The sequence below is a fragment of the Paraburkholderia silvatlantica genome, from assembly GCF_003096715.1.
Lineage (GTDB): Bacteria > Pseudomonadota > Gammaproteobacteria > Burkholderiales > Burkholderiaceae > Paraburkholderia > Paraburkholderia silvatlantica.
In genome coordinates, this window is record NZ_QEOL01000012.1 from 16,940 (window position 1) to 31,463 (window position 14,524).

Genomic DNA, 14,524 nt, shown 5'->3' on the forward strand with positions numbered 1-14,524 from the left:
TTGCGATACAGCCTCCTCACCCGGCCAGCACACCAGACTTCCTGGCCGTGACAGATTCAGGATATCGCCTGGGTGAGCGCTGCAATTCCTCCCACGCCTGGAAAAGTGTCTTAGCGAGATATTGGTTAACCCGAGGCTGAGCGACGCCTAAGATTTACTCAACGGTCGCAGACAAGTTGTCGCGCCGAACACCAAAGTTCCAGGAGGTCGCAATCATGAAGTCCGTTATCCAGGCCGTTGCAGTCGCTGTCGCCCTTGTTGCCCCGGTTGCTTCGTTTGCCCAATCGCAGGCACCGCTTACTCGCGCGCAGGTTCGTGCTGAACTGGTGCAACTTGAAAAGGCAGGTTATCGCCCAGGGGACAGCGACAATACACGTTACCCTGAGGCCATCCAGGCTGCGGAGGCGAAGGTCGCAGCGCAAGACAGCGCGGTCGGTGGGGGCGCCGATGGCTCATCTGCCTCCGGCGCGCCGGTAACTGTGCCGACCCAGCGATAACGGCAGGAAACTGGCCAACTTCGTCCGGTCCGGTCATGCGAGTTTCCCCGAAGGCACAGCGGTGGCGTGCCCTTGCTTGACCAGCGCGCTTGCGGGATCACGCCCGGAAGCGGGCCGGATTTTGTACGAATACCTCCACCATTCGGGCTCCGCGTTGAACCGCTCCGGTTTTCCGGACAGCGTGCGGCGTCAGTGTTCGGTCCTGTGTGCGGATGAGCGCAATTATCGGATCGGGTGTACCGGGGTCTTCGAAGTGCCCGTTAGCTTGTCGATATTTCTCATCGGGGTGTCGATGCGCCGACACGCTCCATCGAGCGCTGCAGAACATTGCGCGAAGTCAATTCGCTCCTGACAGACTTCAATAGTATGGACGCGTATTGGGGGCATAGTCGGATGGGTAAGCTGACACGAAGGCGGGCGCTGGTAGCGGGCGGTGGCATGTTTGCGACGGCCGCTGTTGGCGCGCTTGCGTGGAGACACGAATCAGGCTCGATGGTGGAATACGAAAGCTACTCGTCAGCTCTACGTACCGCGCCAGCTCCCGTCTTTGCCAATCTCGTCCACTATGCGACCCTGGCTGCCAATGGCCATAACACTCAACCCTGGCGTTTCCATGCCGGCACCGATGAAATGCGGCTGCTGCCCGACTTTGGGCGCCGAACGCCGGTTGTCGATCCGGACGATCATCACTTGTTCGTCAGTCTGGGATGTGCGGCAGAGAAACTGGCGATTGCCGCTGCCGCGACGGGCCGATCCAGTGAGGCCGACTTCGATCCCAAGGATGGCCTTCGGTTCTGGTTCGGTGCGGGCGCTGCGCGAGCCCACCCGCTGTTTGACGCCATTCCGAGGCGGCAATCGACACGTGCCCGATACGACGGGAAGTCCGTGCCGAACCGGGATCTCGACGCGCTGATTGAGGCCGGCAAACTACCAGGCGTGCGGCTGATCGTGCTGACCGACCGGTTGCAGATCGGCCGGATGCGCGATCTCGCAATTGCGTGCAACAGCGTCCAGCTGGCCGATCCGGCCTTTGTCGCGGAACTGAAAAGGTGGCTGCGCTTCAATCCGCGTACGGCGATGACACTCGGAGACGGTCTTTTCTCCGCCAGCACGGGCAATCCTGTCATGCCCGATTGGCTCGGGCAGCGTGCCTTCGACCTGTTTTTCACGGCGCAAAGCGAGAACGACAAGCTTTTTCGGCAGATCGATTCTTCGTCTGGGATCGCGGTTTTTGTCGGCGAACGAGCGGATCGCGCGCATTGGATAACGGTGGGGCGCGCCTGTCAGCGCTTCTTGCTCACGGCCACGTGTCTCGGGCTCAAATGCGCCTTCATCAACCAACCTGTCGAAGTCGCGCCGCAACGGGCGAATTTGGCAAATCTGGTCGGCGAGACGGGAAAGCGGCCGGATCTCGTTCTGCGCTTCGGGTATGGTCCCACGATGCCTTATGCGCCGCGCCGTTCGCTCGAGACGGTTGTCGTCTAGATTACAGTCCGCAACGCGTCGGCGGACAGGAAATAACGGAATCGTGAACCTGCTCAATTCGTCTGCAGTTGAAATGCTTCCGGAACCCGTCCGCGCATTGGCGGAGCGGCTCGGATGCGAGTCGACCGGCGGCGCACCAACCGTGCGCCTGTCGCAAATCGGTCGGTTGCGAAGCGGCGCGAACGCGTCGTGGACACAATACCGTGCCAGTCAGACCATCGCGTCGGACGAATGCCGTTTTTCGTGGATTGCGCGCACGGGTCTGTTCGGTCTCGTGCGCATCGAAGATGCGCTCGACCATGGAACGGGGCGGCTTACCGTGACGGCGCTCGGCTGTCTGCCTGTCATGCGAGCGCCAACCTGCGCGGCCCTTGATCGAAGCGAGATGATGCGATATCTGGCGGAAATTGTCTGGGCGCCGGATGCGATCCTGCGCAACCGTCAGCTTCAGTGGGACGTCTCCGGCGACCGGTTCCTCGCCGTGTCGTGCAGAACGTCTGGTCCGCCAGCGACGGTCACGTTTGCCCTCGATGAGAACGGTCGGATCGCCGTCGTCAAAGCGGCAGATCGACCGATGTTTGTCGCCGGTGGTTTTCGCCCGGCTTGCTGGTTTGGCCGCGTCTTCGACTATCGTCGGCATGCCGGTTACTGGCTCCCGTTCCGGGCTGCCGTTGGTTGGGAGATCGACGGTCAGCCCGTCGTTTGCTGGGAGGGGCAGCTCGTGGAGTGGGTCGCATATTCTGAGGAGAACGGCGTGCGCCCGCAGGCATCCTGATTTGCCGGGGCTCTGCGCGGCCATGTCGCCCGCCCTCGAAGTATCGCCTCGCCTGGGGCACCAGCCCGTCGTTTGCAATACAGGCTTTGTGACTCCTTATTCGAATCAATCGTCTCCGCCCAACCGCAGCCCGACGCATGCGCCACCACCGCCGTGGATCGAACCGGTATGGGCCTGCATGATCGCGAGCGCGATCGTCAGGCCCATACCGGCGCCACTGGCAAGGAAAATGGCGAGGCATGGTGCGAGCAACACGGTCCCTCGCCCATGGTGCCGTCCCGCTCTAAGCTACGGTACGCGGCAGAGGGCAGGAAGGGCAGGAAAAAGGGCGTCTGGAAGATGGCAGTGCACGAGTGTGACGGGACGAATTGCGACGCCCAGGTTATTCACGGTTTTTGTTCACAAGGCTGTGAATAACTTTTCGACAGAGGCTGCAACCAATTGAGGAAGTTCGGGTTTTCCGGTGAATCTGGTAGCCCGTACGAAACGGGTCAGGCCTCGGGCATTTGGCCATCCTGTTCACCGATGCAACGCTATACATCGCTTTCCCCGTTCGCTGGCTCGCGCACTTTGGTTTGGACGCCTCGCCAGGGGAAATCCCAGATCTCCGTCAAGGCTCGACGGACTGACTTCGTAGCCTCCATTTTGAATCCCCGTTATCGCTGATAGACCGCAATCTGCGAAGGGTCTTCCAGCAGAGACACGCCTTCACCTGCTCCCGCTCGCGCACCAGAGGCTCCCATCGGGCCGCCTGGCTGCACGCCTGGGCAACAAAAAGTGCTGGCATCTGCATGACCCGTCAACAGGTCGGGGCGATCCTGTTGTCGCGCTGTTCACGAACGCCTGAAATGCGGAAAGCAATTCGGACTGCTCGCGGAATTGGACGCGCTTTCCAGAGAACAAGATAAACGGAGACGACAGGATGGGACGATCAGTACGCTTTATACGCTTGTGGATTTACCTTGGCGTGGCATGTGCGGCCCTGGCAGTGCAGCAAAGCCGCGCTGCGGAACTATGGGCAAACACCTTGCCAGCGATCAACGCGGGGCTTGTAGCTGGCGCTCTGCCGCCGACGGGGTTATATGGAATTTACGACAGCTATTGGGCTTCGTTCAGGGTCTATGACAATTCCTCGAAGTCGACAGTGGAAAGCGTCGACGCGCTGATCCAGGTGCCGATGCTGTTATGGGTGCCGGGCAACAAGGTCCTGGGAGGAAGCTACGCGGCGGCGGCAGCTTTTCCGTTCGACTATACCAATGTCAAGGTTCCCGGCGCGGCCGCGTTATCGGATAACGGGCACTGGGGGACGTTCAATACGGCTATCGCCCCCCTCATGATTGCCTGGCAGTTGCCGCACGATCTGCACCTGCGAACGGACCTGATTGTATCTGTCGACGATGCGTCGTCCGCGCCTGGCCGTCCGCCGTCTGGTGGAGGCGCGCCGTCAGGCAATGGATTCTGGAGTCTTGAACCCGATATCGGTATCAGCTGGCTTCATGATGGCTGGAACATCAGCGCAGGCCTTCAGTACGCGTACAACTTCAGGAATGGCAAGACCCAATACACCTCCGGCCAGCAGCTGTCGGGTACGTATACCGTGACGAAGACGATCGGGAAATGGACGTTCGGAGTGGCCGCGTATTCCATCAACCAGATCACCAGCGATTCCGGACCCGGCGCGTATGAGGCGGGATGCATGTCAAGAGGCGGATGCCGTATCGAGGCTTATGGAGCCGGGCCACTCGTGGCGTACCAGTTTGGTGGCGTCAACGTGCTGCTCAACTATACGGCGAGCATCCACACACGTAACTATCTGGGGGGGAACATCGTCAACGTCCGGTTTATTTTCCCGCTGATCTAGATGGTTGGCTGACCCACAAGGCGACCCCCGGTAGCCGCGAGCGTCTGCCCTGGGGGAAACAATCTGGGCTGGCAGTTCTGTGTACCTTTTCAATCTGATGGTTGGTGAGCCGGGTTCGACGTGTGCGCTGCGTCCGTCACGAGGTCGCGTTCGGTGTCTGTGCGTCGTGCCGTTGTGCCGCCGAAGAGGAATGCGGCTGCGAAACGGTCCAGCCGCCGCCAATCGCCTGAATCAAGCCCACAGTCGCGTCCAGCCGCCGCGTATCCAGCTCGAGCGAAGTGATCTGCGTGGACAGCTCGGTAGTCTGCGCCGTTACCACGTCCAGATAACTCACCACGCCATCGCGATACTGCGACATCGAAAGTGTGAGCGTGCGCTGTGCTGCGGTGAGTGCGTCGTCTTCGCGCTGCGCCTCGTCACCGAGGTGATGCAGCAGCGCCAGGTTATCCTCCACCTGCTGGAACGCGTTGAGCACGATCGCCTTGTAGTCGGCGCCGTTCTCGGCGAGCTTCGCGCGCGATTCATGGACGACTGCCGAGCGCAGGCCGCCGTCGAATATCGTTTGCATGAGCGTCGGGCCGATCGACCACATTTCGTTGGGCGCGACGAGCCATGGGTTGAACGTATCGCTCTGGAAGCCACCGTCCAGGCTCAGTGAGAGGTCCGGGAAGAAGGCGGCTTTCGCCACGCCAATTTCTGCATTGGACGCTGCCACGCGGCGTTCGGCGGCGGCAATGTCAGGCCGCCGCTGGAGCAGCGACGAGGGTAATCCCGCCGGCACGTTCGGCAGATACGGGCGGGCCGTGTCCGGCGCGACATTGAACTGTGAGGCGGGCACGCCGATGAGCGTGGCGATGGCATGCTCGTAGAGCGCGCGGCGCGCGCTCACGTCGTCGGCGGCAGCCTGGGCGGCGGCCAACTGGTTCTGCGCGCGCGACACGTCCAGATCGGACGCGATGCCGCCACGATGGCGGCTCTCGGTCAGTTCCAGCGCGTGACGGTAGGCGGCGATCGTGTCGTCGAGCAGCTTCGACTGCTGGTCGAGCCCGAGCAGATCAAACCAGTTTGTGGCGAGGTTCGCCTGCAGGCTCAGTTGCAGGGAGGCAAGATCGGCCTCGCTTGCCTCGCTCTGCGCTTCGCCGGCCTTCACCTCGTTGCGTACCTTGCCCCAGAGATCAAGGTCGTAGCCGATGCCCACGTCGAGCGTGTTCGAGTTGTACACGTTCGGTTGGTCGGTGCCGCGTAGCGGGCGCAACGCCGACTGGCGCACGCGTGAGATGTCTGCCTCGGCGCCAATGGTCGGCAGCAGCGCTGCGCGCGCCTGGGCGACGAGCGCATCGGCTTCGTCATGGCGCGCGAGCGCGGCGGCGACGTCCGGATTGGCCTTCGCAACCTGTGGCTCGAGCTGGTTCAGGACCGGATCGTTGAACAGGCGCCACCAGCCGTCGCGCGGCAGCTGGTCGGCAGGGCGCGCTGTTTGCCATTCGCCGGTTTCCTTGAAATGCGTGGGAATGGCAGCAGCGGGCGCATGATAGGCGGGTGCGAACGAGCACGCGCTGAGCGCGGCGGCGGTTGCAAACGATACGAGGCGCAAATGAAGGGGATGAAGCGAGCCCCGGAAGGGGCGAAGGGCAAACGGCTTAGCCATGTGCGCGCTCCGAACCTTGAGGGAAGTTTGACGGCATCGTTGCAGCAAGCCGCACGACGTCGCCATTCGCGAGCGAGTCGGGCGGATTGTCGATCACGCGCTCGCCCGCCTTCAGACCGGCGGTGATTTCCACACGAGTGCCGAGATCGGTGCCGATGGTCACATCGCGTAGCTGCACCTTGTGATCGGGCCCGGCCACGGCCACCTGCATGCCCTGCGCGCGGAAGATCAGCGCGCTCGCAGGCACGAAGAGCGCGTTCGCATCGCCGTGCATCGCGAGGTACACTTCCGTGTACTCGCCGGGGAACAGCAGGCCCTGCTTGTTGTCTACGGCGAGCTGCACGAGCATCGTGCCCGAGGCGGGCGAGATCGACTGGTCGGTGTCCACGAGCCTGGCGTCGAACGTCATGCCGGGGCGCTCGGGCACGGTGAGCGTCGCGTGCATGCCGGGCTGGATCGACGCCGCGTCGCTCTGCGGCACGCTCACGTAGACGCGCAGCGTGCCCGCATCCGAGACCGTGAAGAGTTCCGGACCGCTGCCGCTGCCCGAGTCGATCAGCGCGCCCACATCGGTCTTGCGCGCGGTGACCACGCCGTCGAACGGCGCCGTCAAACGCTTGAACGATTCGAGCGCTTCGAGACGGCGCACATTGGCCTGATTCGCTTCCACGGTCGCCTGCTTGGCGATCAGGTCCGAGGTCTTTTCATCGGCTTCCTGCTGCGAGACCGAATCCTGCTTGAGCATTTCGGTCCAGCGCCTGGCCGTGGTGGCCGCGAGCTTTTCGTTCGCGATCGAGTTCTGCAGATCGGCGCGGGCCTGCTGCAATTGCTGGTCGAGATCGGGCGTGTCGATCACGCCGAGCAGTTGCCCGGCCTTCACGTGCGTGCCGATATCGGCGTACCACGCATGCAGATACCCCGAGACGCGCGCGTAGATCGGCGCGTTGATGTAGGCCGCCAGATGGCCGGGCAGCACCAGCATCTGCGAGGCGGGGCTCGGTTCGGGCAGCACGGTCGCGACCGTGGGCACCGACTGGGCGTCGGTCCAGGACGTGAGTTCCTGATGCGCGTGCACGCGGCTGAACAGACCGCCGGAGACGATCCCGGCGGCGACCATCAATGCCACGGCGGCGACGGTCTTCAGATGGCGCAGCGGTTGCGGCGAGGCGATGTCGACTTCAGTGGACATGGGATTCTCCCTCGAGGGCAAGTTGTTCCGAATGGTGGGGTGCGTCGGCGATGTCGTTTTCCGTGTCGTCATCGCGCTTGTCATTGCGGTGCACGAGGCTGAACACCACGGGCACGAAGAGCAGCGTCGCGCAGGTCGCGCAGATCAGGCCGCCGATCACGGCGCGGCCGAGCGGGGCGTTCTGTTCGCCGCCGTCGCCGAGACCGAGCGCCATCGGCGCCATGCCGATGATCATCGCGAGCGCGGTCATCAGCACCGGGCGGAAACGCGTGAAGCCCGCCTCGAGTGCGGCGTGCAGCGCGTCGCCCGTGACGGCGAGTCGCTCCCGTGCAAAGGAGATGACGAGAATTGCATTCGCGGTGGCCACGCCCATACAGAGAATCGCGCCCGTGAGCGCCGGCACGGACAGTGGTGTGTGCGTGGTGAACAGCATCCAGACGATGCCTGCGAGCGCGGCGGGAAGCGCGCAGACGATCACGAACGCGTCGGCCCACGAATGGAAGTTCACGACGATCAGCAGATAGATCAGTGCCACCGCGCCCGCGAGACCGAGCAGCAGGCCCGTGAATGCGCTGTTCATGGTCTGCACCTGGCCGCGCATCGTCACGGTCGAGCCCTTCGGGAGGTCTTTTGCGGTGGCCTTGATGACCTGCTGGATCTGCGAGGCCACGGCGCCCAGATCGGTGCCCTGGGTGGTTGCGAATATGTCGTAGAGCGGCTCGATGTTGTAGTGCGAGACCACGGCGTCGGCAATGCTGCGCGTGATGGTGGCGATGCCGCCGAGAATCTGCGAGCTGCCGCTCTTGCCGGTGACGGGCAGGTTCTGCAGGTCCGAGAGCGTGGTCATGCGGTACTGCGGCGTCTGCGCGACGATCGGGTAGGACACGCCGTTCTCGGGATTAAGCCAGTAAGTCGGTGACACCTGGCTTGTGCCCGAGAGGCTCGCGACCACGGAGTTCGTCACGTCCTGTTCGGTGATGCCGAGTTCGTCGGCGCGCGAGCGGTCGACGGCCACGGTGAGCTGCGGATAGGTCGAAGCCTGCTGGATACGTGGGTCGGCGACGCCTGGTATTTTCGCGATGAGGCGCAGCAGTTCGTTGGCGTACTGCTTGTTCGCTTGCATGTTCGGGCCGTTCACCTGTACGTCGACGGGCGCGGGCGCGCCGAAGTTCAGGATCTGGCTCACGATGTCGGCGGGCAGGAACGAGAACGTCGTGCCGGGGAACAGGCGCGGCAACTGCGTGCGCAGCGCCTTGACGTATTGCGCGGTGGGCGCGTGGTCCTTCGACAGCGAGATCATGATGTCGCCGTCCTGCGGCCCGATCGTGCCGCTGTTGTTGTACGTGAGGTTGATACCGCTGTTGGGCAGGCCGATGTTGTCGATGATGCTCGTGAGCTGGTCGGCGGGAATCGCCTCGCGCACGGTGTCTTCGATGTGATCGAACAGCGCAGCGGTTTCTTCCACACGCGTGCCGATCGGCGCGCGCACGTGAATTTCGATTTCGCCCGAATCGATGTTCGGGAAGAAGTTGCGGCCGAGGAAGGGCACCAGCGCGAACGACAGCATCACGATCGTGAGAAAGCCCACGATGAACGGCCTGCGATGCGTGAGCGCGAGAGTGAGCACGCTGCGATAGCCGGCGCGCACGCGTTCGAAGCGTCGCTCGAAGCCGCGCTGGAAACGCACCAGCGGATTGCGCGAGGGCACGACGTGATCGGGTGCGCCATGCGACGCCGTCGCGTCGGCACTTTCACGCGGGACGTGACCCTGTGGGGCGTGCGGTTTGAGCAGGTAGCGCGCCATCATCGGCACAAAGGTGCGCGAGAGAATGAACGAGGCGACCATCGCAAAGATCACGGATTCGGCCATCGGCACGAACAGGTAGCGCGCGATGCCGTCGAGCAGCAGCATCGGCACGAAAACGATACAGATACACAGCAGCGAAACCAGCGCGGGCATGACGATCTGCGCCGCGCCGTCGAGAATCGCGCTGCGCACGTCCTTGCCTTGCTCCAGGTGCCAGTTGATGTTCTCGATGGTTACGGTGGCATCGTCGACGAGAATACCCACCGCGAGCGCGAGGCCGCCGAGCGTCATCACGTTCAATGTTTCACCACAGGCTGCGAGCGCAGCGATGGCCGCGAGCACGGCAAGCGGAATCGACGCCGCGATGATGAGGGTCGAGCGCCAGCTGCCGAGGAACAGCAGGATCATGGCCGAGGTGAGCGCGGCGGCGATGATGCCTTCGCGCGCCACGCCGCTCACGGCGCCCTTCACGAACACGGACTGGTCGGAGAGCGGCACGAGCTTGAGACTGGGCGGCAGCGATTGTTCCACGAGCGGCAGCTTCGCCTTCACCCCCGCGATGATGTCGAGCGTGGATGCCGAGCCATTCTTGAGGATCGACATGAGCACCGCGCGATGGCCGTCCACGCGCACAATGTTGCCTTGTGGCGGGTAACCGTCGCGCACGTGCGCCACGTCGCGCATGTAGATCACGGCGCCGTCCACGGTCTTGATCGGCAGGCTGTTGATTGCGTCGATCGTGAGCGGGCTGTTGTTCAGGCGCACGTTGTATTCGAAGCGGCCGATCTTCTGCGTGCCCGCCGGAATGATCTGGTTCTGTTGCGCGAGTGCATTCGCCACGTCCTGCGCGGAGAGCTTTTTCGCCTGCAACGCCTGCGGGTCGAGGTCGATCTGGACCTCGCGCACCTTTCCGCCGTACGGCGTGGGAATCGCCACGCCGGGCACGGAGAGCAACTGTGGCCGGATGAAGTTGGTCGCATAGTCGCCGAGCTGCTGCTCGTTGAGCGTGTTGCTCGTGAGCGCAAGCTGCAGCACCGGTACCGTGGACGCGTTGTAGTTCAGGATCTGCGGCGGCGTGGTGCCGGGCGGCATTTGCTTGAGCACGGTCTGCGAGATCGAGGTTACCTGAGCTGTCGCAGTGCGCACATCCACCGAGGGCTGGAAGAAGATCTTCACGATGCCGTAGCCGCGGAACGACTGCGATTCGATGTGCGCGACGTCGTTGACGGTCGTGCCGAGCGTGCGCTCGTAGTAGGTGACGATACGGCCCGACATGTCGTCGGGTTGCAGACCGGCGTAGTTCCACACCACGCTGATCACGGGGATGCGGATATCCGGAAAGATATCGGTTGGCGTGCGTAACGCAGCGAGCGGGCCAGCGATCAGGATCAGCAGGGCCAGCACGATGAACGTGTACGGCCGATTCAGGGCCAGCCGGACGATTTTCAGCATCAGAAGGGGCTCCGTTCAGAACATCCGTGCCGGCTCCCCGCCAGGCACTCGCGTGCACGGATGCTGTGCATGGAAGGGTGCAGGGAGTGGGGAGCCTTTGACGAACCGAGCCAGCATTTTGTGCGGTGCGGTATGACGTCAGGTCATCCGGAAAATTAAAAAACTTTAACGGGCGACGAACACGGGTACGTAACTGCGGGTCAATCGCAAAGAAACGCATTCATTCACGATCGTTTGGCATTCCTTCTTCGGGGAGAAGATAGCCAGAGCCGCGGATCGTGCGAATGAAGGACGGCTCGCCCGGGATGTCCACGCGATTGCGCAGGCGCCCGATGTGGACATCTACCAGGTTGGTAGCGGGGTCGTAGTTCCCGCCCCAGACGCCCTCGAAGATCATCGTGCGCGTGAGGACCTGGCCCGCGTGGCGCATCATGAATTCGAGCAGGCGCAGTTCCGTGGGACTCAGACGCAGGTCCTTGTCGCGGCGGATGAGCTTGCGTTTGACGAGATCGAGTTCGGGCGGACCCACGCGCAAGGAGGTTTCCGTCGTGGCGGGGCGCATGCGTCGGCGCACGAGCACTTCGAGACGCGCCGACATTTCGTCGATCGAAAAGGGGCGCGCGAGATAATCGTCGCAACCGGCGCGCAGGCCCTCGATGCGTTCTTCCACGCTCGTCGTGGAGCTCACCACGAGCACGGGCGTTTCGATGCCCACGCCGCGCATGGCGGTGACGACGGTGAGTCCGTCGATATCGGGCAGGCGCCGTTCGAGCGCGACCACGTCGTAGTCGCCCGCCATCACCATGGCGATGCCCTCGCGGCCGGAGCGGGCGACATCGACGGTGAAGCCGGCGGAGGCGAGCGCTGGGACGACGCCTGCTTCGGTAGCGGTGTCGTCTTCGATGGTGAGTATGCTGGGCATGGCTTTCCAGGCGTCGTGACGGGGGGGAACATGGCCGGGTGTGCGCGCAAGAAAATGCGCGCAAAGCGGGCGCATGCAGGAACGCGTACGAAATGACGTACAGAGGTGCGTATGAAACGGCGCACACTCGCGCTGCGCGTCACGCGACAGCGCGCAGCGCGAGGGTCGCAGGCTGCGTCTTGCCTGCGTCCTGGCCGTGACGGGCGCGGAACTGCACGACGGCGAAATCGATGAAGCTGCGTACTTTCATCGTCAGATAGTTGCGACCCGAATAGATGATCGAAACGTGCTGCATGCCGCCGTTTACGTCAAAGGCGTTCACGAGTTCGATCGACATCGGTATTTGCGTGTTACTTGCTCGCAGTGCAGAGACTGGAGGTCATTGTCGGCTTGAATCGGGTATCAACGTTTTAATTTCCCGCTCGCCCAAGATGAAAATTTACTTAGGAGCCGATTGGGCCCGATCTTGATGCAGCCCAGTCGGCTCGATGGAGAAGTGACATGGTGCTACCGGCGTTAAATTCGGCCATTGGATACCGGTGCTCATTATTGGCGTTTTTTGTGAGCTGGAACCAGCACCTGCTGCATTCACGAAGTATTCGCAACTCCCGGTTGTATTTGTCGTGCAGAGTTTGATCTGGCGGCTATCGCCGTAGGCATCGGTTGCTGCCGACCACTTTCGGGTATTCGAATAGTGATGCGCCGGCAACGATCGTTCATCTGTTATCCACAAGGTGGCCGTGCGCGGGTTTGAACAGACTGATCTCGCAACCGACGCACGTATCCTTGAACTCCAGCGTCATGCCGTGTATGCCCGCCACGGCGGCGACAAGACTGAGCCCCAAGCCATTGCCGACCGTATGGCGGCTGGCTTCTGCACGATAGAAACGGCGCAGGACGGCGTCGCGCTCGGCCTTGGCGATGCCTGGGCCATCGTCCTTGACCGTCACGCCAACGCCTCTTGCATCCTGCCATAGCGCGATACGCACGGTGCCGCCGTGCGGTGCGAACTTGATGGCGTTTTCCACCAGATTCGCCAGTGCCTCGAACAGCAGATTCGGGTCGCCCTGGATCTCCTGCAGGCCGGAGGCAGTGCGCTGCACTTCGAATACGATCTGCTTGTCCTCGCCGGTCGGCTCGTAGAACTCGAACACGTCGTCGGCGACAGCGGCCAGATCGACATTCGTAAAGCCTTTGCGCCGCACGCCGCTTTCGATTTCTGAAATACGCAGCAGCGCATTGAAGGTGCGCAAGACGCTGGTAGTCTCGACGATGGTTTCGTCTATCGCAGACCGATACTCCGATTCGGTTTTGGCGCGCCGCTGTGCCCGTTCCAGCGCGCCGAGCATCCGCGTGAGCGGAGTTCGCAGATCGTGCGCAATTGCGTCGCACACGCCCTTGACCTCGTGCATCAGTCGCTCGATCTCGTCGAGCATGCCATTCACGACGCTGACCAGTCGATCGACGTCGTCCCGTTTCGAGTGCACCGGCAAACGCTGGCTGAGATTGCCACCGACGATTTCTTCGATGGATGCGGTCACCGCGTCGAGCCGCCGCATCGCCGAGATGCCAATCAGGCTCGCGCCGATCAATCCGATCACGAATGTGAGCATGGCAGTGGAAAGCAGCGCGTGCAGCAGCTCTTCGTCGAAGTGGTCGAGCTCTCGAGTGTTCTGGCATTGCAAGGCGATACGGCCGTCGGACAGGCGCGCGGCGATGCATCGTCCAGGCGGGTGGCCCGGCAGATTCGCGAGGCGCATCGAAAACGGCTCGTCGAAATAGGGGATCGCTGGCTGCTCGCCGGGGTATCCGCCGGCCAGGTGTTTCCCGCCAGTGTCGAAAAGCGCGAACGGGCGCTGTCGGCGCGGGTCGAACTGGTCTTGATGCTGGAATCGTGCGATCAGTTCATCCGGGGCCTCGCGTATCAGTTCTGCGTGTTCCCGCATCAGCCAGTCGTCGATGCGTTCCTGTTCGAAGCCGGTAATCTCGCGATAGAGGTAGCCGAAGAGCAGAATCGCGATCACACCGAACAACGCCAGAAACAGCGTGGCGAGGCGAAAGCCAGTGGTGTGGTGCAGTTCAGTCAGGCGCATGCAGGATGTACCCCGAACCGCGCACGGTATCGATCATCGGCGACGTCCCGTCCGGGTCAAGCTTTTTTCTCAGGCGGCTGATGTGCACGTCGATCACATTGGTCCGTTCGTCTAGCTGGTAATTCCAGACTGCCTCGAATAGCATGGTGCGGCTCACTACCTGGCCTTCGTGCTGCATGAGATATTCGAGTAACCGATATTCGCGCGGCAGCAGGAGCACCGGGCGGCCGCCACAGGTCACTTCGCGTTTGAGCGGGTCGAGCCGCAGCGGCCCGACGTGGTACTCCTGCACCTTTGGCGCGACCTCGCGTCGGCGCATCAGCGCATCGAGCCGAGCAGTCAGTTCGATGAATTCGAATGGCTTGGTCAGGTAATCGTCGCCGCCGGCACGCAAACCGCGGACGCGTTCGTCGACCGCGGATAGTGCGCTGAGAATCAGTACCGGCGTGAGCACCCCGGCGCTGCGCAATGCCGTCAGCATTCCGAGCCCTTCGAGACCGCCTGGCAACATGCGATCGAGCACGATCGCGTCATACGTGGTGGCGACTGCGAGCATCAAGCCATCGCGACCCGTGCCTGCAACTTGCACCGTGCAGCCATGATCGGTAAGGGCCTCGACGATTTCCGACAGGGTTTGCTCGTCGTCCTCGACGACCAATACATTCGACATGCCTCATCCAGCCTGGTTAGCCAGCTCAATAAACGCGTACGGCGCCGCCGCCGGCAGGCCGTTTTACACTACACTCGTACGCGAGATTTCCGCAAGTATGCCGCGTGACGTTGTACAGGCGTTTC

11 protein-coding genes are annotated in these 14,524 nt (G+C 62.6%); 4 read left to right on the forward strand and 7 right to left on the reverse strand.

The window, feature by feature from the left end:
* The first annotated feature begins 215 nt into the window (after positions 1 to 215).
* From C7411_RS17115 to C7411_RS17130, 4 genes are all read left to right on the forward strand, one after another.
* Positions 216 to 497 (forward strand): DUF4148 domain-containing protein, encoded by a 282-nt coding sequence (locus tag C7411_RS17115; RefSeq protein ID WP_110385446.1) that lies wholly within the window; start codon positions 216 to 218, stop codon positions 495 to 497.
* A gap of 492 nt (positions 498 to 989) precedes the next feature.
* Positions 990 to 1,982 (forward strand): Acg family FMN-binding oxidoreductase, encoded by a 993-nt coding sequence (locus tag C7411_RS17120; RefSeq protein WP_243413192.1) that lies wholly within the window; start codon positions 990 to 992, stop codon positions 1,980 to 1,982.
* Positions 1,983 to 2,025: 43 nt separating this feature from the next.
* Positions 2,026 to 2,757, forward strand: a complete 732-nt coding sequence (locus tag C7411_RS17125) for a DUF6544 family protein (protein ID WP_133253663.1) — start codon at positions 2,026 to 2,028, stop codon at positions 2,755 to 2,757.
* Positions 2,758 to 3,679: 922 nt separating this feature from the next.
* Positions 3,680 to 4,618, forward strand: a complete 939-nt coding sequence (locus tag C7411_RS17130; RefSeq protein ID WP_110385449.1) for a SphA family protein — start codon at positions 3,680 to 3,682, stop codon at positions 4,616 to 4,618.
* Between the two features lie 136 nt (positions 4,619 to 4,754).
* Here the strand turns inward: C7411_RS17130 and C7411_RS17135 are convergent, their stop codons facing one another.
* The 7 genes from C7411_RS17135 to C7411_RS17165 all read right to left on the reverse strand — a co-directional run bounded on the left by C7411_RS17135 (position 4,755) and on the right by C7411_RS17165 (position 14,399).
* Positions 4,755 to 6,266, reverse strand: a complete 1,512-nt coding sequence (locus tag C7411_RS17135; protein ID WP_110385450.1) for an efflux transporter outer membrane subunit — start codon at positions 6,264 to 6,266, stop codon at positions 4,755 to 4,757.
* A complete protein-coding gene (locus C7411_RS17140) occupies positions 6,259 to 7,455 on the reverse strand; it encodes an efflux RND transporter periplasmic adaptor subunit (protein WP_110385451.1) in 1,197 nt (398 codons plus the stop codon). Before C7411_RS17140 ends, C7411_RS17135 begins: the two co-directional genes overlap by 8 nt.
* Complete coding sequence (locus C7411_RS17145) at positions 7,445 to 10,714, reverse strand: efflux RND transporter permease subunit (RefSeq protein ID WP_110385452.1); 3,270 nt, start codon at positions 10,712 to 10,714, stop codon at positions 7,445 to 7,447. Before C7411_RS17145 ends, C7411_RS17140 begins: the two co-directional genes overlap by 11 nt.
* A 220-nt stretch (positions 10,715 to 10,934) precedes the next feature.
* Positions 10,935 to 11,636 carry a response regulator transcription factor gene (locus tag C7411_RS17150; RefSeq protein WP_110385453.1) on the reverse strand — a complete coding sequence of 234 codons (702 nt, stop codon included), beginning with the start codon at positions 11,634 to 11,636 and terminating at the stop codon, positions 10,935 to 10,937.
* A gap of 139 nt (positions 11,637 to 11,775) precedes the next feature.
* Positions 11,776 to 11,973 (reverse strand): hypothetical protein, encoded by a 198-nt coding sequence (locus C7411_RS17155; RefSeq protein ID WP_110385454.1) that lies wholly within the window; start codon positions 11,971 to 11,973, stop codon positions 11,776 to 11,778.
* 379 nt (positions 11,974 to 12,352) lie between these two features.
* On the reverse strand, positions 12,353 to 13,660 hold the full coding sequence (locus tag C7411_RS17160) for a sensor histidine kinase (protein ID WP_243413193.1): 1,308 nt from the start codon (positions 13,658 to 13,660) through the stop codon (positions 12,353 to 12,355).
* Between the two features lie 55 nt (positions 13,661 to 13,715).
* Positions 13,716 to 14,399: a response regulator transcription factor gene (locus C7411_RS17165; protein WP_110385456.1), complete on the reverse strand. Its 684-nt coding sequence runs from the start codon at positions 14,397 to 14,399 to the stop codon at positions 13,716 to 13,718.
* Positions 14,400 to 14,524 lie beyond the last annotated feature (125 nt).

Excerpts from the sequence above, each read along its gene's own strand:
- C7411_RS17155 (WP_110385454.1), bottom strand. The coding sequence starts at position 11,973 with ATGTCGATCGAACTCGTGAACGCCTTTGACGTAAACGGCGGCATGCAG.
- C7411_RS17120 (WP_243413192.1), top strand. The coding sequence starts at position 990 with ATGGTGGAATACGAAAGCTACTCGTCAGCTCTACGTACCGCGCCAGCT.
- C7411_RS17140 (WP_110385451.1), bottom strand. The coding sequence starts at position 7,455 with ATGTCCACTGAAGTCGACATCGCCTCGCCGCAACCGCTGCGCCATCTG.
- C7411_RS17145 (WP_110385452.1), bottom strand. The coding sequence starts at position 10,714 with ATGCTGAAAATCGTCCGGCTGGCCCTGAATCGGCCGTACACGTTCATC.
- C7411_RS17135 (WP_110385450.1), bottom strand. The coding sequence starts at position 6,266 with ATGGCTAAGCCGTTTGCCCTTCGCCCCTTCCGGGGCTCGCTTCATCCC.
- C7411_RS17150 (WP_110385453.1), bottom strand. The coding sequence starts at position 11,636 with ATGCCCAGCATACTCACCATCGAAGACGACACCGCTACCGAAGCAGGC.
- C7411_RS17115 (WP_110385446.1), top strand. The coding sequence starts at position 216 with ATGAAGTCCGTTATCCAGGCCGTTGCAGTCGCTGTCGCCCTTGTTGCC.
- C7411_RS17130 (WP_110385449.1), top strand. The coding sequence starts at position 3,680 with ATGGGACGATCAGTACGCTTTATACGCTTGTGGATTTACCTTGGCGTG.
- C7411_RS17165 (WP_110385456.1), bottom strand. The coding sequence starts at position 14,399 with ATGTCGAATGTATTGGTCGTCGAGGACGACGAGCAAACCCTGTCGGAA.